A 23340-nucleotide genomic window follows, 5' to 3' on the forward strand; every position below is an offset into this window, starting at 1 on the left:
AGTTCCTCAGCGCAACCTGAATTCGACGGCGACTTCGACGATGACGTCGACGGGGCGACCCTTGCGCGTCGCGGCCGCGAACGACCAGCGACGCACGGCCTGGATGGCCTGCTGGTCGAGGCCGGCACCCAGTCCGCGCAGCACGCGCACGTCGCCCACGCGTCCGTCGCGCCGCACCACGATTTCGAGCACCACCTCGCCCTCCACCCCGCGGCGCCGCGCGTCCTCGGTGTAGTCGGGCTTCACTTCGTTCAGCAGGCGCGGCGGCTGGATGCCGCTGCCGGGGCGGAACGGGCCACCGCCCTCGCCGCCCCCTTCGCCCTCGCCGACACCGGAGCCCTGCCCCTCGCCGAGGCCGGTTCCCGAGCCGGTGCCCGCACCGCCTCCGTCACCCGATCCACGGCTGGGTGGGGCTGGCGGGCGCTGCTCGAGCACGCCGGCCTGCGTGTCGGCATCGTGGCTGCGGGCAGCCACCGGCGCCTCGACCGGCGGGAGCGGCTCGGGGGCCTTCGGCGTGGGAGGCGGCTCCTCGATGGTCGGGGCCGGCTTCTCCACGACGGGCTTGCGTTCGGGGAGCGGGCTCTTCAGCGGCGACGTGCCTTCACGCCGTGCCTGCGGCGCCGGCGTCTTCATGCGCAGCCCGCCGCCGCCACCGCCGCCGCCGGGACCCGGCAAATTCAGGTAGACCAGGCGCATCTTCTCGGCGGGGCGCTCGATGGCCTGCGCCGACGTCGAGCCGAGCGGCACCAGCGTGGCCAGCAGGAGGCCGCCGATCATCGCGCCGTGCACGGCCGCCGAGGCGGCGGCCGGCAGGCCCGGCGAGCGCCTGGAGCCGTTGGCGCGGGAGAACAACGATCCGGGCGTGGCGGTGACCGCGGCCGCGTTGGCCAGCGGGAACGGCAGGCCGGCGCGCAGTCGACGGGCGGCATCCACGGCGTCGTCCGGTGCGACGAACTCCCCGTCGATGCTGCGCAACGTCCCGGCCGCGATCAGGTCGGCGACCAGCTTGGGACGTACTCCGGCAGCCCTGGCGATCTCGCGGGCGGTGAAGACGTCGGGCAGCGTGAGAGGTGTGTGTGGCATCCGTCCCCCCGCGGGGTGTATGAACGCCGACTCTCAGCGCAACAACCGTGCCCGATGCCCACCGGGGCGAAATCTGGCGATCTTTCGCGGGAAACGCGCCAGCGGGCTTGCCGGGCGCGACGGGCAGGACAGGCGTGTCCTGCCGTGGGGACACTTCAGCCGGGCTGCCCCTTGAGCGCCTCGACGATGGCAGCGCCGTCCCGGTCGAAGAGGACCCGGGCTCCGCGGAAGTGAGCGGCACAGGTGGCCTGGACCTCGGCCGGCGGCGGTGCGCCGGGCGCTTTGTGGCGTACCACCAGCACGACGCGTCCGCCCGACCGGAGCACCCGCCGAATCTCGGGCAGGACGTCGGCCACCGGAGCCGAGGCGGCGTCGACGACGACCAGATCGAAGTCGCCTTCGGCAAACGGCCAGGTGGCGGCCTCGACCTCGGCGACCTCCACGAGCACGCCGGCCCGTTCCGCGGCCAGGTGCAGGGTGTTGGCGTCCTCGGCGGTCGTGGCCAGCGCGATCGCCTTGCCGCTCAGGCCCGTGACCTTCGCGAGGGCGGCGACCAGGCCCGCGTCGCCGGCGCCGACCGTCAGCAGGCGGTCACCGAGGCGGGCGTCGATCATGCGCGTCAGCAGGTCGTAACGGCCCGGGTCGCCGCGCAGCCAGCGGACCAGCACGTTCGATGCGAAGACCTCGGCGAGCGACACGCCCCCAGCCTACCATCGCGTCGCCGCGGCGCTGCGGCCCGTCGGACGGCGAACCGACGCGCGCACGGCGCGGGTGGTGTGCAGTAGAGTGACGCCATGCGCGCATCGAAGCTGCAGCCGGCGCTGGTCGGCGGACTCGTCATCGGGGTGCTGTCGGCGCTTCCCGTCATCTCGATGGGCAACTGCCTGTGCTGCGCCTGGGTGGTACTCGGCGGCGTGGTGGCCACCTACCTGCTGCAGCAGGCGCAGCCCACGCCGGTCGACGGCGTGGACGCGGCCATCACTGGCGCCCTGGCCGGCGTGGCGGGCGCCGTCTTCGCCGCGCTGATCGCGATCCCCGTCCACATGATCACGGGGCCGATGGGCGCCGACGTGCTGCAGCGCCTCCTCGATCAGGGCGGCAACGACATTCCGCCCGAGATGCGCGGCACCCTGCAGTCGCTGGCGCGCGGTGGCGTCGGGGGCGTCATCTCGGTGTTGTCGTTCCTGCTCGGCCTGTGCGTCAACGCGATCTTCGCGTCGCTCGGCGGCCTGCTCGGCATGGCCATCTTCAAGCCGTCTGCGCCGCCCCCGCCGCCGGTGCCGGGCTTTGTCGATCCCGGCCGGCCGCATGCCCCCGAGCAGTGAGTACAGGCTGGCGTGGCAACTGGCGGCGGTGCAGGCCGCCGGTCTGTCGCTGGCGCTGCTGGCCTGCGCACGGCTCGGGCTCCGTGTAGACGCCTCGAGCCTCGCCTGGCCCATCGTCGTGATGGCGGCCGCCCTGGGTGTGGCGGTCGTGTTCGTGCGTCGACGCCCCGCAGGGCCGCTGGACTGGATGGTGCCCGACGGCCTGATCGCCTTCGCGCTGGTCGTGGCGCTCTGCCTGACCAGCGTGCCGATGCAGTACGCGGGGGCCGCCCTGGCGCGCCCGGTCATCGATCCGTGGCTGGCTGCCGCGGATCGGGCGCTGGGCGTGCACGTGCCCGACCTGGCGGCGTGGACCCGGGCGCATCCACGCGTCGCCGCGGCACTGGCGTGGGCGTACGGCTCGTTCGGCCTGCAGATCCTCGTCGCGCCGCCGGTGCTGGTGCTGCTCGGCCTGCGACGGGCGCTCTGGGAGTATGTCTTCCTGCTGCACGCCTGCCTGCTGGCGACGATCGCCTGCTTCGCGTGGTTCCCGGCGGCCTGCGCGTTCCAGTGGTACGGCTTCACGTCGACGCTGCCGCAGGGCGACTTCATCGCGCAGTTCGCCGGCTTCCGCAGTGGCGCCCTCACCCTGATCGACTACCGCGCGGTGACCGGCCTGGTGTCGGCGCCGTCGTTCCACGTCGCCGGCGCGCTGGTGGTCACGTGGGTGGTGCGCGAGCGATGGTGGGTGCTCGTGCCCATCGCCCTGCTCAACCTGGCGCTCTGTGCGGCGACCGTGCTCTCGGGGGCGCACTACGCGGTCGACGTGCTCCTCTCGATCGCGCTGTTCGGCGTGTCCGTGGTCGCCTGGCAGGCCTACGGATCTGCTCGCCGTCCAGTCTCGTTTGATGTCCGCGCCTGATTCAATCGTGCCGGGTCGCCTACCGCGTTCGTACTATTTGCCCCCTACAGCCGGGTCGCTACGCTGACGCGTCCCTCATCGCGTGGCTCATCGGCGACCCGCGTTTCCGTCGCTCCTGGTGCCCGTGTGTCGGTCAGCACTCCATGCTCGCCAGGCTCTTCGCGCTCGTCCTCCTGCTGTCCGCCATCCTTGCGCCCGGCCGCGCCTCTGCGCAGCTCACGGACGCCTCGCTGAAGGGGCACGTCCGCGCCCTCGACGGCCGGCCCGTCGGCGGCGGCACGGTCACGGTCACGCACGCCGCCACCGGGCAGTCGCGCAACACCTCGACGACGCCCGAGGGGACGTTCCTGCTCGCCGGTCTGACGCCGGGCGACTACGTGCTGCTCGTGGAGGCGCAGGGATTCCAGCCGGTGGGGCAGTCGGACCTTCGCCTCGCCAGCGGCGCCACCGTCGACGTCACCGTGGATCTGCCCGATGCTGGCGGGCTGGCCGAGCAGGTGGACGTCACCGCCTCGCGCGTCACCATCGCCGCGTCGCGTGACCCGCGGCTGTCGGAGACCTTCGACCGCAAGGCCGTGCAGGACCTGCCCCTGCCGCAGCGCGACATCTTCCTGCTGCCGTCGTTGAGCGCCGGCGCGGCGCTCGTACCGGGCGCGGCAAACTCCACCAAGCTCACGAGTTCGCCGGTCGTCACCGTCAACGGCAACCGCTATCGTGGCAACAACTACGTGCTCGACGGCGCGATGAACACCAACCCGAACAACAGCGGCGAGCCGGCCATCGTGCCCAGCGCCGAGGCGGTCGACGAGGTGTCGGTGCAGACGTCGAACTTCGCCGCCGAGTTCGGGCGTGGCAACGGGTCGGTCATCAACGTCCAGGTGCGCGCCGGCAACAACACGACCACCGGTCGCCTGTACGAGTACCACCGCAACGACGCGCTCAACGCCACCAACTACTTCGCGACGACCAAGCCGCAGCAGGACTTCCACCAGTTCGGCGGCTCGGTGGGCGGGCCGTTGCGGCGCAACCGCACCTTCTTCTTCGGCGCCTACGAGGGCACCCGCAACGACATCGAACGTCCCTACAGCTACCAGGTGGAGACGCCCGAACTGCGCGACTACGTCCAGCGTGTGTCCCCCGGCAGCGTCGCGGCGCGCCTGTTCCGCGAGTTCCCGGCGCCGACGCCGGTGCGCAGCGGCAACGGGTACCTCGACCAGCGCGTGCTCGTCACCCCCGAGGGCCCCATCCCGGCGATTGCCCGCGCCAACGTCACGATCGCCGACGACGTGCGGTTCGATCAGTACATCGCGCGCATCGACCATGTGGTCAGCTCGCGCGACAGGCTCGCCATTCGCGTCATCGCCGAGCAGCAGCGCGACGAGGGCGGCACGAGCTCGAACGCCGCGACGCTCGGGCGTGCGCTTCGCGGCAGCCGCGGCCCCTTCACGGGCTGGTTCGGCAACCTCAACACCGGCTACACCAGCGTCTTCGGCCACGCCGTCAACGACGTGCGCGTCGCCTACCAGCTGACCGACGTGGAGCGCGGCGACCCCGACGCGATCGTGCCGACGATCACCGTGACCGGCATGACCGCCCCCTACGGCGACGTGTTCCTCGACGCGAGCCGCCTTGGGACGCTCGAGATCCGCGACGTGCTGACGCTCGATCGCGGCCGTCACGCCATCCGCATGGGCCTCGAGGTCCGCCGCATCACCAAGGACCTGGCCGTCGGGCCGGCCCAGGCGGGCACGTTCGCCTTCAACTCGATCGGCGACTTCATCGCGGACCGTCCGTTCCGGCAGACCCTCACCGTCGAGCCGACCACGGGCGAGCCGACCAACTTTCCCCGCTACTTCACGCAGTACGAGAGCGGCGCGTTCATCCAGGACCAGTGGACCGTCTCCGATCGCCTGAGCATCAGCCTCGGCCTGCGCCACGACTACTTCGGCACGGTGTCGGAGCGCGAGGGCCGCCTGTCGTCGGTGATCCTCGGCCCCGGCGCGACCTTCGAGGAGCAGCTCCGGACCGCGGCCATCGGCCGCGTCGATCGCCTGTACCGGCCCGAGCGGTTCAACGTGTCGCCGCGCCTCGGGATCGCGTGGGATCCGCGCGGCACCGGCCGCACGTCGATCCGCACCGGTTACTCGCTCGCGTACCAGCCCCACCACGGCCAGTCGATCTCCGGCGCCCGCGCGCTGCCGCCGGACGCCGTGCAGGGCGTCATCCAGCCCTCCACGGGCATCGGCACGACGATCCTCTACGACATCCCCGTGCCGATGAACCCGGAGTTCGGCCGCGGCCTCAACGCCCAGGGTGGCGTGCAGAGCCGGCCCGGCGAGCCGCCCATCCGCACGACCGGCTTCGTCGTCAACCCGACGATCAAGACCCAGTACACCCAGAGCTGGTTCCTCAACGGGCAGCAGCGCCTCGGGCAGCGCTGGCGTGTCGAGCTCGGGTACGTGGGCACGCGCGGCGTGAACCTCGAGCGCATCGACGACGTGAACCGCTTCGCGGGCGACCTGCTCGACGGCCGCGAGGACCGCATCAACCCGAACTTCAGCGTGCTGTTGTTCGTGACCAACGGCGTGTCGTCCTCGTACCACGCGTTCACGTCGGAGGTCCGGCGCGAGTTCGCCGGCGGGCTCTCGTTCTCGGCCAACTACCGCTACTCGAAGTGGCTCGACACCTCGTCGGACACCTCGACGGGACAGTTCCAGGACAACTCGGAGCCGGGCAAGGGGGCACAGGACGTGTCGTGCCTGCGCTGCGAGAAGGCGCCCTCGTTGTTCGACGTGCCGCATCGCGTCGCCGCGACCGTCGTGTGGGCGCCGCAGGCGTTTGCCGGACGCAGCGGGTTGCTGCCGATGCTGCTGCGCAACTGGCAGGTGTCGAGCATCTTCTCGGCGCAGTCCGGGCGGCCGTTCTCGGTCTGGAACGGGGCCGCGTTCGCCGCCGGCGGCGACTACAATGCCGACGGCGGCGGCGGCGCGGTCGGCGGCGGCTTCTACGATCGACCCGACGCGCCCGCGGCCGGCAGCATCGCGACGTCGTTCTCGCAGGACGACTTCCTGGACGGCCTGTTCCCGGCCAGCGCGTTCCCGAAGCCGGCGCCCGGGCGCAACGGCACGCTGGGGCGCAACACGTTCCGCGGGCCGCGGTACCTGTCGCTCGATGCCTCGATCATGCGCGGCTTCTCGATGGGCGGTCGTCGCCAGCTGCAGGTGCGCGTCGACGTCTTCAACGCCCTGAACACCCTCAACCTGTTCCTCCCGAACGCGGACCTGTCGCTGGCCACGTTCGGCAAGTCCACGCAGGCCTTCGACGCACGCACCATGCAGGTGGGCGCGCGTTTCGTCTTCTGATCAGGATGGCCACGATGTCGTTCCGACTGCCCGCGCTCGCCCTCGTGGCGGCGCTCCTCACTCCTCACGCCGCCGGCGCTGCCGACGAGGCGTTGCCGTCGCTGCCGCAACTCGAGAAGGCGGCCCGGGCTCGCGTACAGGCGCAGTCGCGGGTCGATCTGTCGCGGCAGGTCGCCTGGCCGACCGAGCCCGAGCTGAAGCTCTACGGCCCCGACGTGCCCAACGTCGTCCGGGCGATGGGCGTGGTGCCGGAAGCGGTACGCCCGATGGCCGACATGGTGCGCGCGGTGCTCTTCGAGGGCAGCGTCGCCACGTCGACCCGCGCCGCCATGGGCCTGCGGGTGGCGCAGATCCTCAGGAGCCCGTACCTGGCGGCGCACATGGTGCGCGTCATCGCCGCCTCCCCCGAGGAACCGGCCTGGCGCCCCGTCTTCCGCGACGGAAACGGCACATCCCTGTCGGCGCGGCAGCGGCTGGCCCTGGCGTACGCCGAGTCGCTGACCCGCGACGTGCACGGCGTGACCGACGAGCAGTTCACCAACGTCGGGGCCCACTTCACCGACAGCGAGATCGTCGAGCTGACCATCGTGACGGCGTTCTTCAACCACATGGCGCGGCTGGCCGAGGCCGCCCGCCTGCCGGTCGAGCCGTGGGCGTTCGAGCGCCCGTCCGTGCCGCTGCCCCACGTGGTCGAGGACAAGGGGGCGCCCCGGATCGGCCTGATCTCCGACGCCGAGATGGCGGCCACCGCCGCGGCCGCCGCGGCAGCGAAGGACCCGGCCGCCCAGAAGGGCGGGCTCGGGCTCGGCATCGCCAACTCCATGCGCGCCATGTTCCGGGCCCCCGGCCTGGCGCTGCCGTGGCGCGCGCTCGGAACGGCCCTTCGCGAGCACGAGGAGGTGGGCCGCGACGTCAAGCTGCAGGTGTCGCTGGCGGTGTCGACGATGAACGGGTGCCGATACTGCGTGCGTCACCAGGTGCTGGGGCTGCGGCGCATCGGCGTCGACCCGGCGCGTCTGGTCGCCCTGCAGAAGGACGACACGGCCCTGACCCCGCGCGAGCGCACCGCCGTGCTCTTCGCCCGCCAGGTGACCGGCGACCCGACCAGGGTCAGCGACGCCGACTGGGCCGCCCTGACCACCGAATTCGGCCCCCGCGGCGCCGTCGAAGTGCTGCTCCAGACCTGCACGTTCGCCTTCATGAACCGGTTCACGGACAACCTGAAGCTCCCCTCCGAGGACGAGGCGGTCAAGGTGTACCAGGAGACGTACGGCACACCGAAAAAGGAAGAAGAGTAGAAGGGCAGAAGAGCAGAAGGCAGAGCGGGAAGGGCGAAGGAACGCCAAGGGGGCAGAAGGTTCGACGGCAGAAGGCAGGCCTTGCCGGCTTCGCCACTTCGGAAGCCGTCCGGCCTTCCGCCTTCCCGCCCTGCCTTCTTCCTTTTACTCTTCTACTCTTCTTACCTTGCTCTTTTGATATCGTTTCCGCCCATGGCGGAGTCTTCTTCCAACGACATCCAGGCGCTGCTCGACGAGCAACGCACCTTCCCCCCCTCCGAAGCGTTCACCCGGACCGCGAACCTGTCCGACCCCGGCGTCTACGCGAAGGCGGCGGCCGACCCCGAGGCCTTCTGGGCCGAGCAGGCCAGGCAGCTCGAGTGGATGACGCCGTTCTCGACGGTGCTCGAGTGGAATGCGCCGCACGCCAAGTGGTTCGTCGGCGGCAAGCTCAACGCGTCGGTCAACTGCGCCGACCGCCACGTCCGCGGCGGGAAGCGGAACAAGGCCGCCATCATCTGGGAGGGCGAGCCCGGCGACCGCCGCACGCTCACCTACTACGACCTGCAGCGCGAGGTGAACCTCGCCGCCAACGTCCTCAAGTCGCTCGGCGTCAAGCGCGGCGACCGCGTGGCGATGTACATGCCGCTCATCCCCGAGCTGGCCATCGCCATGCTGGCCTGCGCTCGCATCGGCGCGATTCACACGGTGGTGTTCGGCGGCTTCAGCGCCGAGGCGCTCGCCGACCGCATCAACGACTGCCAGTGCTCGCTGCTCATCACGGCCGATGGCGGGTATCGCCGCGGCTCGCTGCTGCCGCTCAAGCAGATCGCCGACGAGGCGCTCAAGCACACCCCGTCGATCCGCAACGTCCTCATCGTCAAGCGTGATTCGTCGGATCGCTTCCCGGTGCACGTCACCGAGGGCCGCGACCACTGGTATCACCGCATCGTGCAGGACGTCGAGAAGTGGTGCGAGCCCGAGGCGATGGACAGCGAGGACATGCTGTACATCCTCTACACCTCCGGCACCACCGGGAAGCCGAAGGGCATCGTCCACACGACGGGCGGCTACCTGACGGGCACGATGGCAACCGCCAGGGCGGTCTTCGACCTCAAGGACGACGACGTCTACTGGTGCACGGCCGACATCGGCTGGGTGACCGGCCACAGCTACGTGGTGTACGGGCCGCTCGCGGCGGGCGCCACGGTGTTCATGTACGAAGGCGCGCCGGACTGGCCCGAGCGCGATCGCTTCTGGAGCATCATCGAGCGCCACGGCGTCACCATCTTCTACACGGCGCCGACCGCAATCCGCGCCTTCATGCGCTGGGGCGAGGACCTGCCCGCCCGGCACGACCTGAGCAGCATCCGCCTGCTCGGGTCGGTGGGCGAGCCGATCAACCCCGAGGCGTGGATGTGGTACCACGAGCACATCGGCGGCCAGCGCTGCCCGATCGTCGACACGTGGTGGCAGACCGAGACGGGGCAGATCATGATCACGCCGTTGCCCGGCCTCACCACGACCAAGCCCGGCTCGGCGACCCACCCGTTCCCGGGGATCAGCATCGAGGTCCGCAACGAGAAGGGCGAGCCGATCAAGCAGGGCGGCGGCCTCCTCACCATCAGCAAGCCGTGGCCGGCGATGCTGCGCGGCATCTACGGCAACGAGGCGCGCTACGTCTCGGCCTACTGGAAGAAGTGGCCCGATGGCGCCTACTTCGCCGGCGATGGCGCCCGCGTCGACGCCGACGGCTGCATCTGGCTGCTCGGCCGCGTCGACGACGTGCTGAACGTCAGCGGCCACCGGATCGGCACGATGGAGGTCGAGAGCGCGCTGGTCGACCACCCGGCCGTCGCGGAAGCGGCAGTCGTGGGCCGGACCCACGACATCAAGGGCCAGTCGATCACGGCCTTCGTCACGCTCAAGGACGGCCAGCACAGCTCGTTCACGCTGGTCGAGGCGCTGCGTGAGCACGTGGTCAAGAAGATCGGCGCGCTTGCCCGGCCCGAGGAGATCCACTTCGCGGCCGACCTGCCCAAGACGCGGTCGGGCAAGATCATGCGTCGCCTGCTGCGCGACATCGCCGAGGGCAAGGCCATCGGCGACACCACGACGCTGGCCGACCCGAACGTGGTCGCCAAGCTGAAGGCTCAGTACGAGACGCACGAAGACTAGGACGGGAGTGGGGAATCGGGTAGGGCGCGACACCCGACTCCCGTCTCCCCACTCCCGACTCCCGACTCCCGACTCCCGACTCCCGGATCCTGATACAAAGGAGTCCGTGCCCGACGACGCGCTCCTGCCCTTTATCGACGCCTACAGCGTCGACATCGAGGCCCCGGCCCGCGACGTGTGGGACGCGGTGCTCGCGCTCTCGCCGGGCGCCCACCCCTCGATCGCGTTGCGTGCGTTCGCGTGGGCCTGGGCGGCCGATCCGGCTGCCAGCAACGGCCTGGGGTCTCATGTCCTGGGTGCCGAGCGGCCCGGCTTCGCGGTCTGCGAGGTCGTGCCGCCGGCCACGTACGCCCTGGCCGGGCGGCACCGGTTCGCCCGCTACCAGCTGGTGTTCCGCATCGAGCAACGCGGGCCCGGCCGCTCTCGTCTCATCGCCGAGACCTTCGCCGTCTTCCCCGGGTGGAAGGGGCGCCTGTACCGGGCCGCTCTGCTGGATGCCAGGCTGCATGCCATGGTGATGTGGATCATGGTGCGCCTGGTCCGGAGGCGCGCCGAAGCGCTTGCCTGCAAGCGAGACAAGATCGACGCGTGACCGCGTGACAGATACCCAGCTTCCTCCCGCCCCGCCGCCCCCGTCGTCGCGCCAACGTTGGCTGCTGCCCGCGGCCGGCCTCACGCTCGTCCTCGCGGCCTTGCTGGCCATCGGGGCGCTCCGCCGGTCCGACACGCCGCGCCCGGCGCCAGCGCCGGCTGGTCCTGCCGCGCCCGCCCCGCCTCCCGTGCTGGCCGAGACGACCGGGGAGGAGGGCCACCTGACCATCGGCGTGGTCTCGCTCGACCGGGTGGCGGCCGACACTCTCGAACTGCGCCTGGCCGTGACGTACACGGCGGCGGCTGGCTCTCCGGCCCTCGACATCTCGCAGCGTTTCAGCGCCGATGGGCCCGACCGTGGCACGCTCGCGGAGGTGTACCTGGCCGACCTGAGCCACGAGCACAAGTTCTTCGTGCTGCGCGACGGCCAGAACGCCCCACTCGGGAGCCGCGACGTCACCCCCCTGGCGGCCGGCGAGCGTCGCATCCTCTGGGCCCGATACCCGGCCCCGGGCGAGGAAGACCTCGAGGTGGTGGTCCACGTGCCTCACGCTGACCCGCTGCCGAACGTGCCGGTCGGGCAGCGGCCGACGAATACCCCCTGAAGGCCTTCGTCCTTCGGCCTTGGGCCTTCGAAGGCATCGATGGGGCCGGGCGACAGCCCGCCCCCGAGAATTTCAACGTTCAGATTTCCAATCGGCAGGGGACGCCCCGGAACCCGTGCGCTGCCGGGGCCGTACTAAGCTGTTGCCATGGCCCTCATCGAGACGCGCGACCTCTGGAAGACCTACGTCATGGGTTCCGAGGAGATCCACGCCCTGCGCGGCGTGAACATCGAGATCCAGCGAGGGGAGTACGTCGCGATCATGGGGCCGTCGGGGTCGGGCAAGTCGACGCTGATGAACCTGATCGGCTGCCTCGACACCCCGAGCAAGGGCACCTACCTCCTGAACGACAAGGAGGTCAGCCGGATGGACGACGACGAGCTGGCGCGCATCAGGAACGAGGAGATCGGCTTCGTCTTCCAGACGTTCAACCTGCTGCCGCGCGCCTCGGCGCTCCACAACGTCGAGTTGCCGCTCGTCTACGCCGGCGTCGGCGCCAACGAGCGCTCCGAGCGCGCCAAGGCGGCCCTGGCGAAGGTCGAGCTCGAGCAGCGCATGAACCACAAGCCGAACGAGCTCTCGGGCGGCCAGCGCCAGCGCGTGGCCATCGCGCGCGCGCTCGTGAACAACCCGTCGATCCTGCTGGCCGACGAGCCGACGGGCAATCTCGACTCGAAGACCGGCGTCGAGATCATGGCGCTGTTCGAGCGCCTCCACCAGGGCGGCAACACCATCGTCCTGGTGACCCACGAGCCCGACATCGCCGCGCACGCGCACCGCATCATCTCGATCCGCGACGGCCAGGTGGAGAAGGACATCCCGCGTCACGCGTTCGCCGCCACCCACTGAGGCGGCAATTCGAAATTCGAGATCAGGTAGGGCGGGGTGTCCTCACCCCGCCGTTGGCTGGCTAACGGCGCGGTCGGAGACCGCGCCCTACCTCTGTCCCGAGGGGCAGCGCCGAAGTCGCGCACCCATCAATTTCGAATTTCAAAATTTCAAATTGCCAGCGCAGAATCTGGGCAGAATGCGCCGCCTGCTCGCGGCGGCCTCCGCCGCCCTGACCCTTGCCGCCTGTGGCGGCGGGTCCTCGTCCCCGTCCACGCCCACCCAACCCACCACGCCGACGGCCGCGCCGCTGGCATTGACGTGCCCGGCGCCGGTCGCGCTGCGCACGACCACCGGGCAGCCGGTGCCGTTGACGTACGTCACGCCGCAGGCCACCGGTGGCACTGCTCCCGTGAGCGTCGCGTGCACGCCGGCCTCGGGCGTCGCCGTGCCTGTCGGTTCCTCGACCGTGAGTTGCACGGCCACTGACGCGCGCGCGCAGACCACCTCCTGCAACTTCGGCGTCACGGTGGCGATCGCGCCGACGCTCTCGGTGGAGCGGTTCCTCTCGCTCGGCGACAGCTTCACGTTCGGCACCACGTCGCGCCTCGAGCGCGTGCTGCAGGGCGACACGTACGTCCAGAAGCTGGAGTTCCTGCTGCGCGAGCGCTACCCGGACCAGTCGTTCACGCTCACCAACGCCGGCGTGCCCGGGCAGTTCATGGACCAGATCGAGGACCGCTACCCGGCGGCGCTGCGGCAGAGCAACGCGCAGGTGCTGATCCTGCAGGGCGGCGCCAATGACCTGAACACAGAGGGCGCCCGCTCGATCACCGACGTGATCACGCGCCTCGAGCGCATCACGCGCGACGCGCAGGGCCGTCGCGTGTCGGTGATCCTGGCCACGCTCACGCCGCAGCGGCCGAACTCGTCGAAAGGCACGACGCCGCCCGCCGACATCCGGAACATCAACGGCCGCATCCTCGACCTGTGTCGTCGCTACCAGACCGGCTGCGCCGACCTGTACGCTGCGTTTGGCGGCGAGCAGTCGCCGCTCATCGGCACTGATGGCCTGCACCCGACCCCGGCCGGCTACGACCTCATCGCCGAGACGTACTTCGAGGTCATCCGACGGCTCTTCGAGCGAACCGCCGGTTGAGAAGGCCGCGATGCCCTTCGACGTCGCTCAGGGCAAGCCGCGATGCCGGGAATGCGAAGCCGAGTCGACCCTGTCCAGGCGTCACGACTGCGCGACGGTCAACCGGGTCCCTCCCCGGTCGCCCCCCTCAGCGTCGACCAAGGTCGACGCCTACGTCCGAGCGGCCGGTCGACGTCTGGGCCAATCGTCATCAAACGTCAAACGTCAAACGTCAAACGTCAGGCGTTAAACGTCAAACGTTAAGCGTTAAAGTTGTTCCCCATGTCCCTCCCGTCCCGCCTCGCCGTCGCCCTGCTCGGGGCCTCGTCGCTCGTCGTCGCCTGCGGCGCATCCTCGTCCACGCCCGCACCCGAAGCGTCGACGCAGGCCCGACCTGCAGCCGTCGCCACGGCAGCACCGGCGGTCGAGTCCTACGGCTACGAGATCATCAAGAGCCACCCGCACGACCCGGCGTCGTTCACGCAGGGCCTGACCATCGCCGACGGGCAGCTCTACGAGGGCACGGGCCTGCACGGGCAGTCGTCGCTCAAGCGCGTCGACCTGCAGACCGGCGCGGCATTGCAGCGAATCGAGCTCGACAGCAAGTACTTCGGCGAGGGCATCGCGGTGGTCGGCGACCGCATCGTGCAGCTCACCTACCAGACCGGCGTCGGCTTCGTGTACGACCGCAAGACCTTCGCGAAGCTGAAGGAGTTCACCTACAGCGGCGAGGGCTGGGGGCTCACCTACGACGGGCAGCGGCTCATCATGAGCGACGGATCCGACACGCTGCGCTTCTGGAACCCGGAGACGCAAGAGGAGATAGGCCGGCTGCGCGTCCGGGACGGCGATCGCGCCATCGAGCGCATCAACGAGCTCGAGTACGTCGACGGCGCGCTCTACGCCAACATCTGGCAGGAAGACCGGATCGCGCGCATCGACCCGAAGACGGGCGTGGTGACGGCCTGGATCGACATGTCGAACCTGCTCACCGCCACCGAGCGCTCACGCGGCGTGGACGTGCTCAACGGCATCGCTCACGATCCGAAGACCGGCAACTTCCTCATCACCGGCAAGCTGTGGCCGTGGGTCTTCGAGGTGAAGTTCGTCAGGCGGGGCTGACGGGACTCGCCCCGAGCTACGTCGACGGGCGCTTCTCCTCCATCAATCCGAGCAGGTTGCCCGAAGGATCGCGGAAGAACGCCATCCAGAGCTCGTGGTCGGGCATGACCGCGATGCAGTGCGCACCCTTCTCGAAGCTCGCGCCGTTCTGGCGCAAGGCGGCCTCGGTCTCCACGATGCCGCTCACCTTGAAATAGAGCACCGACGCCGTTCCCGGCGGGCCGGGGCCGTCCTCGGGCAGCGTCAGCATCAACCGGATGTCGCCAGCCCGGAGGAAGGCGAGGTTCGGCGGCGCCTCGAAGAGCAGCGTCAGGCCGAGGACGTCGCGGTAGAACGCGACGGCGGCGGGGATGTCGGCCACGGTCAGTGCGATCTGGCCGATGGCGGCAGCAGTCAGTGGTCCGGGCATGCGCGGCACGGTAGCACAGAGCTCGGCCTTCGTCATGGCAGCCGTCACTCTCGGCCTTGGGCATTCGGCCTTGGGCCGTCGGGAATGCCGAAGGAGGGCGCAGGCCTCCAAGGCCGAAGAACGAAGGCCGAAGGCCGTCATGCGCTGAGCGGCGCGCCCGCGCGACGCTCAGCGCGAGTAATGTCCCGGCGCCACTTCCGTCAGTGGGGCGTCGAGATCCACGCTCGCCGGATCGAAGGCGATGCGCTGCGGCGGCACGTCGGGGTCGGGCACGGGCACGGCCGACAGGAGGGCGCGCGTGTAGGGATGGCGCGGCGAATCGAACAGCGCCGCGACGGGAGCCAGCTCGACGATGCGTCCCCGGTACATCACGGCCACCCGCGTGCAGATGTGGCGCACGAGGCGAAGGTCGTGCGAGATGAACAGATACGTCAGCGACAACTGCTGCTGCAGCTGCGCCAGCAGGTTGACGATCTGCGCCTGCACGGAGACGTCGAGCGCCGACACCGGCTCGTCGGCGACGATCAGCGACGGCTCGAGCGCGAGCGCCCGGGCGATGCCGATCCGTTGACGCTGGCCGCCGCTGAACTCGTGGGGATACCGCGTGATGGCGTCGCGGTCGAGGCCCACGAGTTCCAGCAGCTCGATGGCGCGGGCCCTGCGCCACGTCGGCGTGCCCACCTGGTGGATGTCGAGCGGCTCCTCGAGGATCGTCGACACGCGATGCCGCGGGTTCAGCGACGCATACGGGTCCTGGAAGACCATCTGCATCTGCCGTCGCAATGCGCGCAGTCGCTTCCGGTCGAGCGCCAGCACGTCCTCGCCCCGGAACCGCACGTGCCCTGACGTCGGCTCGATCAACCGCAGCACGCACCGGCCCGTGGTCGTCTTGCCGGAGCCCGACTCGCCGACCAGCCCGAACGTCTCTCCGGGGTCGATGGCGAAGCTCACGTCGCGCACGGCGTCGGTCACGCGCGCCGGGCGCCACAGGGCGCGCTGCTCGTAGCGCTTGCCGAGTCCCTCGACCTCGAGCAGCGGCATCACTCTCGGGCGAGCTCGGCGGCCTCGCGCACCAGCACGCACCGCGACGCATGGGTCTCGTCGACCGGGTACATGTCGGGCGGCGCGGCGTCGCAGGCGTCGTGGCGCCAGGCGCACCGCGGCGCGAAGGCGCATCCCGGCGGCTGCCTGTCGAGCGCCGGCACCTGCCCCTCGATCGGCTCGAGTCGCCGCGCGCTGTGCGTCGACCCGGGCATCGCCCGCAGGAGCGCCTGCGTGTACGGGTGGGCGGGGTTCTTGAACAGGGCCCGCACCGGGCCGACCTCGACGATCCGGCCGGCGTACATGACCGCGACCCGGTCGGCCGTGTGCGCGACGACGCCGAGGTCGTGGGTGATGAGCAGGAGGGACAGGCCGAACTCGTGCTTCAACTGGCGGAGCAGGTTGAGGATCTCGGCCTGGATGGTCACGTCGAGCGCGGTGGTGGGCTCGTCGGCCACCAGCAGCGCCGGGCGGCAGCAGAGGGCCAGGGCGATCAGGGCCCGTTGCCGCAGCCCGCCGGACAACTGGTGCGGATACTCCCCGAAACGGCGCGCCGGGTCGTCCATGCGGACGGTGGCGAGCAGGTCCAGGGCCGCGGTCTTCGGGTCGGTGCCGCCGCGCCCGTGCACGGTCATCGCCTCGACGAGCTGGCTGCCGATGGTCAGCACCGGGTTGAGGGCGCTCATCGGCTCCTGGAAGATCAGCGAGATGCGGGCGCCGCGCACCTTCTCCATCTCCGCTTCCGGAAGGGCCATGAGGTCCTGGCCGTCGAGGCGAATCTCGCCGGCGATGATGCGCCCGGGAGGCGGCACCAGCCGCAGCAGGGAGAAGGCGGTCAGCGACTTGCCGCTGCCCGACTCGCCGACCAGCGCCAGCGTCTCCCCTGCGGCGATCTCGAAGCTCACGTCCTGGACGGCCGGGAGCCACCGGTCCCCGTGGGGGAATCCTGTCGAGAGGTGACGGACGGAGAGCAGCGGCATGGCGACGGCGGGCCGATCGTACCACCCGGCCCTCCGGCGGGACGCCTTGCGGTGGGGGGACACCGGTCGATACAATCCGCCAAGATCCGTCGATCACATCTGGACCGCCGCTTCATGAAACGCAGCTGTCGCCCGACCGCACCGATCCTCCCCGCAGATCCGGTGTGCCTCGTCGGGCTGGGCGCAGGGCATTCCCCCGCGTGCCCGAAGGGAGAACAGCGTGGACGACACCCTGAACCGCCTGGCGAAGGATCTGGCTGCCGCCATGGCCGAGGCCGTCGCCTCTGACCCGCGCGTCGATGCCTGCCGGGCGCGTGCGCGGGAAGCCGGGTACGACCTGCGGGTGACCCTCGACGCCGAGATCGGCTTCGCTGCCCGGTCGGGCCAGCCGCCCAGGCGCGCGGCCACGCCGGCCAGGCGCCCCTCCCATGCCACCCGCCACGTGGCCATGACCGACAACGACCGCCGCTTCCTCAAGTCGCTGCGCATCGCCACGGATGCGGCGACGGAAGAGGTCTAGAGACACGAAGGGCCCGCTGGTATCAGCGGGCCCTTCGTGCATGTGCTGGCAATTCGGAATTTGAAAATCGAAATTGCGGGCGGCCTGGCCTCCGGCCCTCGCCGCGCGAGGCGAAGCCGGCGCGCCCGAATTTCAAATTTCCAATCTCAAATTGCCACCTCAGTCGATCAGGCTCTTCCCCGTCATCTCCGCCGGCTGCGGCAGCCCCAGCAGGTGCAGCAGCGTCGGCGACACGTCGGTCAGCGCGCCGTCGTGGATCGTCTTGCCCGCCGTGTCCGGCCCCACCAGGATCACGGGCACCAGGTTGGTGGTGTGGGCCGTGTGCGGGGCGTTCAGCTCGTAGTCCCACATCTGCTCGGCGTTGCCGTGGTCGGCCGTGACGATGGCCGTGCCGCCGACCGCGAGCAGGGCGTCGATGCAGCGGCCCAGGCACGCGTCGACGGCCTTGATCGCCGCGATCGCCGCGTCGAGCCTCCCGGTGTGTCCCACCATGTCCGGGTTGGCGAAGTTGCAGATGATGACGTCGTGCTTGCGGTTGGACACGCTGTCGACGAACGCGTCGGCGACCCCTGACGCGCTCATCTCCGGCTGCAGGTCGTAGGTGGCCACCTTCGGCGACGGCAGCAGCACGCGATCCTCGCCGGCGAACGGCGTCTCGACGCCGCCGTTGAAGAAGTACGTGACGTGCGGGTACTTCTCCGTCTCGGCCAGGCGCATGTTGGTGAGCCCGTGCGCCTGCAGCACCTCGCCGAAGTACTGCGTGGCGGCCTGCGGTGGGAACGCGATCGGGTACGGGTACGTCGCGTCGTACTCGGTGAACGTCGTCAGCTGGACCTTCGGGCGGGAGCCCGTAGGGAAGCCGTCGAAGTCGTCCGCGAGCAGCGCGCGGATGATCTGGCGGGCCCGGTCGGCGCGGAAGTTGAAGAAGATCACCGAGTCGCCGTCGGCCATGGGGCCGATGGGCTGGCGCCGGTCGTCCACCAGCGTCGCCGGCAGGATGAACTCGTCGGTCGTCCCCTTGTCGTACGCCTCGGCGATGACCCCTCCGGCGGTGGAGCCCTGGGGCGCCGTCCCCGTGACGATGGCGTCGTAGGCGAGCTTGACGCGCTCCCAGCGCTTGTCGCGGTCCATGGCGTAGTAGCGCCCGGACACGCTGGCGATGCGCGCGCCGGTCTGGGCGCACACCGCCTCGAGCTCGCGCACGTAGCCGCGCCCGCCCTGCGGCGAGGTGTCGCGGCCGTCGGTGATCACGTGCACGAACACCTTCGGCGCGCCCATGTCCCTGGCCAGGTGGAGCAGCGCGTGGAGGTGCTGCTGGTGGCTGTGCACGCCGCCGTCCGACAGCAGGCCGAGCAGGTGCACGGCCGTGCCCTTGTCGATGGCGGCCTGGATGGCGGCACGCAGCGCCGGGGTCTGCGCGAACGTGCCGTCACTGATGGCCTTGTCGATGCGCGTCAGGTCCTGGTAGACCGTGCGCCCCGCGCCGAGGTTGGTGTGGCCGACCTCGGAGTTGCCCATCTGCCCGGCTGGCAGGCCCACCGCTTCACCGGAGGCCTGCAGGGTGGCGTGCGGGTAGGTGGCCCAGAGCTTCGTGAAGACCGGCGGTTCGGCCAGCTTCACGGCGTTCTGGTCGGCCTCCTCGCGGAGGCCCCAACCGTCAAGGATGATGAGCGCCACGGGGGCGCGCTTGCTCGACATGGTTCCCTGTTCGTGCGTTGAAGCGGATGGAGTGATTCAGCGTTCAGGATTCAGGATGAAGGGGAGTCGATACGCTGGAGCTCGCCCCCCTTCATTCTGAGCCCTAAGCCTTGAACTGCTTGATGGCCGACTTGCCGGCGTACTTGGCCTTGCTGCCCAGCTCCTGCTCGATGCGCAGCAGCTGGTTGTACTTGGCCGTACGGTCGCTGCGGCTGGCCGAGCCGGTCTTGATCTGGCCGGCGCGGGTGCCCACGGCGAGGTCGGCGATGGTGCTGTCCTCGGTCTCGCCCGAGCGGTGCGAGGCGATCGTCGTGTAGCCGGCGTCCCAGGCGATCTTCATCGCGCGGAGCGTCTCGGTGACCGTGCCGATCTGGTTGACCTTGACCAGCAGCGAGTTGCAGATGCCGTAGGCGATGCCCTCGCTCAGGATCTTCGGGTTGGTCACGAAGGCGTCGTCGCCCACCAGCTGCACCTTGTCGCCGAGCGTCTGGGTCATCAGCTTCCAGCCGTCCCAGTCGTTCTCGGCCAGGCCGTCCTCGATCGAGCAGATCGGGTACTGGCGGACCCAGTCGGTGAACAGCTCGACCATCTGCTCGCTGGTGCGGGTGGGCGAGCCCGACTTCTTGAACACGTACTGGCCGTCCTTGTACAGCTCGCTGGACGCCGTGTCGAGCGCGATCCACACCTGCTCGCCCGGCTTGAAGCCGGCCTTCGTGATTGCCTCCATCACGACGTCGAGGGCGTCCTGGTTGCTCTTGAGGCTCGGCGCGAAGCCGCCCTCGTCGCCGACGCCGGTCGACAGGCCGCGGCCCTTCAGGATGCCGCGCAGCGTGTGGAAGATCTCGGCGCCCCAGCGCAGGCCCTCCGAGAAGCTGGGCGCGCCGAGCGGCATCACCATGAACTCCTGGAAGTCCACCGAGCTGTCGGCGTGGGCGCCGCCGTTGAGGATGTTCATCATCGGCGACGGCAACAGGTCGGCCGCGCCGCCACCGGCGAGCGCGTGACGCAGCGCGCCGATGTACTCGTACAGCGGCACCTTCTTCTCGGCGGCGCCGGCGTGCAGCGCCGCCATCGACACGCCGAGCAGCGCGTTGGCGCCAAGGCGGCTCTTGAACTCGGTGCCGTCGAGGCCAATCATCGTGTCGTCGAGCGAGGTCTGGTCGAACTCCTTGCCGACGATGGCGTTGGCGATCTCGCCGTTGATGTTGGCGACCGCCTTCCGGACGCCCTTCCCGAGGTAGCGGCCCTTGTCGCCGTCGCGCAGCTCGAGCGCCTCGCGCTCGCCGGTCGACGCGCCCGAGGGCACTGCCGCGCGCCCGAAGGCGCCGCTGTCGAGGGTGATGTCGACTTCGACGGTGGGATTGCCGCGCGAGTCGAGAATCTCGCGTCCGATGACCTGCTTGATGATCACTGCGTAGGGCTCCTCAGGGAAAGACGGGAATCGGGAGTCGGGAGTCGGGAGTCGGGAATCGGGAATCGGAACGAAGGCCCAAGGCCGGATGACGAAGGCCGATGGGCGAAGCCGTTAGTGCTGTCCGCGCGCGTCGGCTTCCTGCTCCTGCTGTCGCCTGGTGTCGACGGGGGGCTCGATCCAGGGCTCGTCGTCGGTGGTCACCACCACGACCCCCTTGGCCGTCACGGTGTGCCGCTTCCGATCCTCCTCGAGGTTGTACCCGATGACCGCGCCGCGCGGGATGAACACGTCGCGATCGATGATCGCGTTGCGGATCCTGGCGTGACGACCGACGCGCACCCCGGGCATCAGGATACTCCGGTCGATGTCGCAGTAGCTGTGCACGCGGACGTTGGGGCACAGGATGCTGCCGCGCACGCTGCTGCCCGACACGATCACGCCCGACGAGATGATCGAGTCGAGCGCGTGCCCGCGCCGCCCCTCGTCGTCGAACACGAACTTGGCCGGCGGCGCCTGCGGCATCCAGGTCCGGATCGGCCATTCCGGGTCATAGAGGTTGAACTCCGGGCTCACCTGCACGAGGTCCATGTTGGCCTCGTAGTAGGCGTCGAGTTCGCCGATGTCGCGCCAGTACTTGCCCGCCTTCTTGTTCTCGTCGGAGAAGCGGTAGGAGTACACCGGGGCGTGGCCGATCAGCGACGGCAGGATGTCCTTGCCGAAGTCGTGCTTGCTGGCGTCCTTGCCGGCGTCCTCCTCGAGCGCCTTGATCAGCAGGTCGGCCTCGAAGACGTAGATGCCCATCGAGGCGAGCGCCACGCCCGGCATGCCGGGGATCGGCTTGGGCTCGGCCGGCTTCTCCTCGAACCCGATGACCCGCTCCTCCTCGTCCACCTGCAGCACGCCGAAGCGCCGCGCCGCCTCGGCGACGGGCACCTCGTAGGTCGCCACCGTCGCCGCGGCCCCCTTGTCGATGTGCCAGCGCAGCATCTTCGAGTAATCCATCTTGTAGATGTGATCGCCCGAGAGGATGACGACGCGCTTGGGGCCCTCGCGGACCACCGAGTAGAGGTTCTGGTACACCGCGTCGGCGGTCCCGAGGTACCAGTTGTCGCTGACGCGCTTCTGCGGCGGCAGGATCTCGATGAACTCGCCGAGTTCCTCCGCGACGACGTTCCAGCCCATCCTGATGTGGCGGTTCAGCGACAGGCTCTTGTACTGCGTGACGATGAAGATGCGGCGCAGGCCGGCATTGATGCAGTTGCTGAGCGTGAAGTCGATGATGCGGTAGGGACCGCCGAAGTACACCGCAGGCTTGGCGCGTTCCTTCGTCAGGGGGAACAGGCGTTCGCCCACCCCTCCGGCCAGGACGATCACGAGCGAGTCGTTGAGCATGGGCCACCCGGGTCCAGTGCGCGCGCCACCGGGCCAGCCCGGCCCTGCGCGCCGAATGCGCCCCGCCGGGGGCGCGTCAGGCGGGGTGGCGTCGGGCCCTGCGGGCCCGCCGGCCGACCCCTGCGTCAGCGACAGGAATTCTAGCGCCCGTCGGGCGACCGTGGCGCTTTCGCCCGGAAATCCGGGCGCGCCGTGCCTTGGACTTTCCCGCCAACGGTCTTAGAATGCGGAATCTTGGGCATGCGCTGCCGCATGCCGGGGGACCAGGCTTCATGCGACAGACGACTCGAATCACGTGGCTTGCGACGGGCCTTGCCGTCGCCCTCGGCCTTGCGCCGGCGTACGCCCAGAAGAAGGACGAGAAGGCGGGCCCGCCCGCGGACCCGAAGCAGGTGCTGATCAGCGCCATCGTCGGGGCCACCAACGAGGCGATGAAGGGTGAGGCGGGCACCACGGTGTTCAACGCCGACCCGGCAACGCGTTCGGTGGCCGCCGACCCGGCCACCAAGGTCGAGATGACCCTCGGGATCGACTACCTGAAGGCGTCCGACAACAAGATCTACGCGCCGTTCACGGTCACGATCCAGCCGGACGTGATCGGCAAGGGGGCCAACTTCGGCGCCTACATCCGCCTCGCCCCCAAGGGCGCCCAGCCGCCTGCCGCTCCGCCGGTGCTCGACGAGAAGGCCCGGAAGGAGAAGGAGAAGCAGGACAAGAAGAACAAGAAGAAGGGCAAGGAAGCCCAGGATCTGGCCGGGCAGTCGGTCTCCGGCGTCGAGTACCCCTGGGAGGACTACTACGACCTCACGGCGACGCCGCGAGGGCCGGGCGGGCCGCTGACCTTCAGCCGCCCGTTCAGCGTGGCGGCCGGCGAGTACGACGCGTACGTGGCCGTCACGGTGAAGGACCCGGCGGCGGCCGCTGGCCCGCTCAAGGTCGCGGTCCACAAGGCGACGATCACGGTGCCGAACTACTGGGCCGACACGTTCCAGATCTCGAGCGTGTTCGTGGCCAACAAGGTCACGCCGCTGGCCGAGGTGCCGACCGGCGAGGCCCAGAAGCTCAAGCCGTACGTCATCGGCAACCTGGAGGTCTCGCCGACCGTGGATGGGAAGTTCACCAAGGCCGACGAGCTCTCGGTGTTCTTCATCATCTACGGCGTGGCGCTCGGCGACGACAAGAAGCCGGACGTCACCATCGAGTGGCAGCCCTACAAGAAGGGCCCGCTCGGCGAGGCCAAGTTCCGGGGCGTTGCGCCCCAGAAGCTGAACAGCGAGACCCTGCCGCCAGGCTTCGACGTGGCCCAGGGGCATCAGCTGGTCGGCAGCCTGAACGTGCCCGTCGAGGTATTCGAGCCGGGGGACTACCGCTTGGCCATCAAAGTGACGGACAATAAGACCGGCAAGTCCCTGACCCACGACGTGGCGTTCACGGTCGCCGGCTCCTGAGTCGTCGACGGTGAACCCGGGGCGCCCC

General features: G+C 69.9%; 20 protein-coding genes. 12 read left to right on the forward strand and 8 right to left on the reverse strand.

Going from position 1 to position 23340, the window contains the following annotated elements; translation table 11 throughout:
• Positions 1 to 6: 6 nt before the first annotated feature.
• Together TBR22_RS02385 and TBR22_RS02390 are read right to left on the reverse strand one after the other, a co-directional pair.
• Positions 7 to 1083: an energy transducer TonB gene (locus TBR22_RS02385; RefSeq protein ID WP_239491356.1), complete on the reverse strand. Its 1077-nt coding sequence runs from the start codon at positions 1081 to 1083 to the stop codon at positions 7 to 9.
• Between the two features lie 155 nt (positions 1084 to 1238).
• Positions 1239 to 1781, reverse strand: coding sequence for a methyltransferase domain-containing protein (locus TBR22_RS02390; RefSeq protein ID WP_239491357.1), 543 nt, complete (start codon positions 1779 to 1781; stop codon positions 1239 to 1241).
• A gap of 96 nt (positions 1782 to 1877) precedes the next feature.
• On the opposite strand from TBR22_RS02390, the gene TBR22_RS02395 reads away from it, so the two are divergent.
• From TBR22_RS02395 to TBR22_RS02440, 10 genes are all read left to right on the forward strand, one after another.
• Positions 1878 to 2408 (forward strand): hypothetical protein, encoded by a 531-nt coding sequence (locus TBR22_RS02395; RefSeq protein ID WP_239491358.1) that lies wholly within the window; start codon positions 1878 to 1880, stop codon positions 2406 to 2408.
• Positions 2392 to 3309 (forward strand): phosphatase PAP2 family protein, encoded by a 918-nt coding sequence (locus tag TBR22_RS02400; protein ID WP_239491359.1) that lies wholly within the window; start codon positions 2392 to 2394, stop codon positions 3307 to 3309. The genes TBR22_RS02395 and TBR22_RS02400 overlap by 17 nt, the downstream gene beginning before the upstream one ends.
• Positions 3310 to 3452: 143 nt before the next feature.
• A complete protein-coding gene (locus TBR22_RS02405) occupies positions 3453 to 6671 on the forward strand; it encodes a TonB-dependent receptor (RefSeq protein WP_239491360.1) in 3219 nt (1072 codons plus the stop codon).
• A gap of 14 nt (positions 6672 to 6685) precedes the next feature.
• Positions 6686 to 7969, forward strand: a complete 1284-nt coding sequence (locus TBR22_RS02410) for a carboxymuconolactone decarboxylase family protein (protein ID WP_239491361.1) — start codon at positions 6686 to 6688, stop codon at positions 7967 to 7969.
• A 192-nt stretch (positions 7970 to 8161) separates the two neighbouring features.
• Complete coding sequence (gene acs / locus TBR22_RS02415) at positions 8162 to 10126, forward strand: acetate--CoA ligase (RefSeq protein WP_239491362.1); 1965 nt, start codon at positions 8162 to 8164, stop codon at positions 10124 to 10126.
• Between the two features lie 106 nt (positions 10127 to 10232).
• Positions 10233 to 10718, forward strand: coding sequence for an SRPBCC family protein (locus TBR22_RS02420; protein ID WP_239491363.1), 486 nt, complete (start codon positions 10233 to 10235; stop codon positions 10716 to 10718).
• 4 nt (positions 10719 to 10722) lie between these two features.
• Entirely contained in the window at positions 10723 to 11322 is a 600-nt protein-coding gene (locus tag TBR22_RS02425; protein WP_239491364.1) for a hypothetical protein, read from the forward strand.
• A 147-nt stretch (positions 11323 to 11469) separates the two neighbouring features.
• Positions 11470 to 12171, forward strand: coding sequence for an ABC transporter ATP-binding protein (locus TBR22_RS02430; protein WP_239491365.1), 702 nt, complete (start codon positions 11470 to 11472; stop codon positions 12169 to 12171).
• 178 nt (positions 12172 to 12349) lie between these two features.
• Positions 12350 to 13309: a GDSL-type esterase/lipase family protein gene (locus TBR22_RS02435; protein ID WP_239491366.1), complete on the forward strand. Its 960-nt coding sequence runs from the start codon at positions 12350 to 12352 to the stop codon at positions 13307 to 13309.
• 261 nt (positions 13310 to 13570) lie between these two features.
• Complete coding sequence (locus TBR22_RS02440; protein WP_239491367.1) at positions 13571 to 14410, forward strand: glutaminyl-peptide cyclotransferase; 840 nt, start codon at positions 13571 to 13573, stop codon at positions 14408 to 14410.
• Positions 14411 to 14426: 16 nt separating this feature from the next.
• Here TBR22_RS02440 and TBR22_RS02445 read toward each other — a convergent pair whose 3' ends face one another.
• The 3 genes from TBR22_RS02445 to TBR22_RS02455 form a co-directional block, all read right to left on the reverse strand.
• Positions 14427 to 14819 (reverse strand): VOC family protein, encoded by a 393-nt coding sequence (locus TBR22_RS02445; protein ID WP_239491368.1) that lies wholly within the window; start codon positions 14817 to 14819, stop codon positions 14427 to 14429.
• 168 nt (positions 14820 to 14987) lie between these two features.
• Positions 14988 to 15860 (reverse strand): ATP-binding cassette domain-containing protein, encoded by an 873-nt coding sequence (locus tag TBR22_RS02450; protein WP_305068764.1) that lies wholly within the window; start codon positions 15858 to 15860, stop codon positions 14988 to 14990.
• Positions 15860 to 16840: an ABC transporter ATP-binding protein gene (locus TBR22_RS02455; protein WP_239491369.1), complete on the reverse strand. Its 981-nt coding sequence runs from the start codon at positions 16838 to 16840 to the stop codon at positions 15860 to 15862. Before TBR22_RS02455 ends, TBR22_RS02450 begins: the two co-directional genes overlap by 1 nt.
• A 220-nt stretch (positions 16841 to 17060) precedes the next feature.
• Between TBR22_RS02455 and TBR22_RS02460 the strand changes: the two genes are divergently transcribed.
• Entirely contained in the window at positions 17061 to 17360 is a 300-nt protein-coding gene (locus tag TBR22_RS02460) for a hypothetical protein (protein WP_239491370.1), read from the forward strand.
• Between the two features lie 159 nt (positions 17361 to 17519).
• On the opposite strand, the gene gpmI is transcribed toward TBR22_RS02460, so the two are convergent.
• From gpmI to glgC, 3 genes are all read right to left on the reverse strand, one after another.
• Positions 17520 to 19058, reverse strand: a complete 1539-nt coding sequence (gene gpmI, locus TBR22_RS02465) for a 2,3-bisphosphoglycerate-independent phosphoglycerate mutase (protein WP_239491371.1) — start codon at positions 19056 to 19058, stop codon at positions 17520 to 17522.
• 103 nt (positions 19059 to 19161) lie between these two features.
• Positions 19162 to 20469 carry a phosphopyruvate hydratase gene (eno, locus tag TBR22_RS02470; protein WP_239491372.1) on the reverse strand — a complete coding sequence of 436 codons (1308 nt, stop codon included), beginning with the start codon at positions 20467 to 20469 and terminating at the stop codon, positions 19162 to 19164.
• Between the two features lie 114 nt (positions 20470 to 20583).
• A complete protein-coding gene (glgC, locus tag TBR22_RS02475) occupies positions 20584 to 21864 on the reverse strand; it encodes a glucose-1-phosphate adenylyltransferase (RefSeq protein WP_239491373.1) in 1281 nt (426 codons plus the stop codon).
• Between the two features lie 272 nt (positions 21865 to 22136).
• Here glgC and TBR22_RS02480 point away from each other — a divergent pair, with 272 nt between their 5' ends.
• Complete coding sequence (locus tag TBR22_RS02480) at positions 22137 to 23312, forward strand: hypothetical protein (RefSeq protein WP_239491374.1); 1176 nt, start codon at positions 22137 to 22139, stop codon at positions 23310 to 23312.
• The last annotated feature ends 28 nt before the right edge of the window (positions 23313 to 23340 follow it).

It is taken from the genome of Luteitalea sp. TBR-22 (assembly GCF_016865485.1).
GTDB lineage: Bacteria > Acidobacteriota > Vicinamibacteria > Vicinamibacterales > Vicinamibacteraceae > Luteitalea.

Excerpts from the sequence above, each read along its gene's own strand:
- TBR22_RS02385 (WP_239491356.1), bottom strand. The coding sequence starts at position 1,083 with ATGCCACACACACCTCTCACGCTGCCCGACGTCTTCACCGCCCGCGAG.
- TBR22_RS02395 (WP_239491358.1), top strand. The coding sequence starts at position 1,878 with ATGCGCGCATCGAAGCTGCAGCCGGCGCTGGTCGGCGGACTCGTCATC.
- TBR22_RS02400 (WP_239491359.1), top strand. The coding sequence starts at position 2,392 with ATGCCCCCGAGCAGTGAGTACAGGCTGGCGTGGCAACTGGCGGCGGTG.
- TBR22_RS02405 (WP_239491360.1), top strand. The coding sequence starts at position 3,453 with ATGCTCGCCAGGCTCTTCGCGCTCGTCCTCCTGCTGTCCGCCATCCTT.
- TBR22_RS02410 (WP_239491361.1), top strand. The coding sequence starts at position 6,686 with ATGTCGTTCCGACTGCCCGCGCTCGCCCTCGTGGCGGCGCTCCTCACT.
- acs (WP_239491362.1), top strand. The coding sequence starts at position 8,162 with ATGGCGGAGTCTTCTTCCAACGACATCCAGGCGCTGCTCGACGAGCAA.
- TBR22_RS02430 (WP_239491365.1), top strand. The coding sequence starts at position 11,470 with ATGGCCCTCATCGAGACGCGCGACCTCTGGAAGACCTACGTCATGGGT.
- TBR22_RS02435 (WP_239491366.1), top strand. The coding sequence starts at position 12,350 with ATGCGCCGCCTGCTCGCGGCGGCCTCCGCCGCCCTGACCCTTGCCGCC.
- TBR22_RS02440 (WP_239491367.1), top strand. The coding sequence starts at position 13,571 with ATGTCCCTCCCGTCCCGCCTCGCCGTCGCCCTGCTCGGGGCCTCGTCG.
- TBR22_RS02445 (WP_239491368.1), bottom strand. The coding sequence starts at position 14,819 with ATGCCCGGACCACTGACTGCTGCCGCCATCGGCCAGATCGCACTGACC.
- TBR22_RS02450 (WP_305068764.1), bottom strand. The coding sequence starts at position 15,860 with ATGCCGCTGCTCGAGGTCGAGGGACTCGGCAAGCGCTACGAGCAGCGC.
- TBR22_RS02455 (WP_239491369.1), bottom strand. The coding sequence starts at position 16,840 with ATGCCGCTGCTCTCCGTCCGTCACCTCTCGACAGGATTCCCCCACGGG.
- gpmI (WP_239491371.1), bottom strand. The coding sequence starts at position 19,058 with ATGTCGAGCAAGCGCGCCCCCGTGGCGCTCATCATCCTTGACGGTTGG.
- glgC (WP_239491373.1), bottom strand. The coding sequence starts at position 21,864 with ATGCTCAACGACTCGCTCGTGATCGTCCTGGCCGGAGGGGTGGGCGAA.
- TBR22_RS02480 (WP_239491374.1), top strand. The coding sequence starts at position 22,137 with ATGCGACAGACGACTCGAATCACGTGGCTTGCGACGGGCCTTGCCGTC.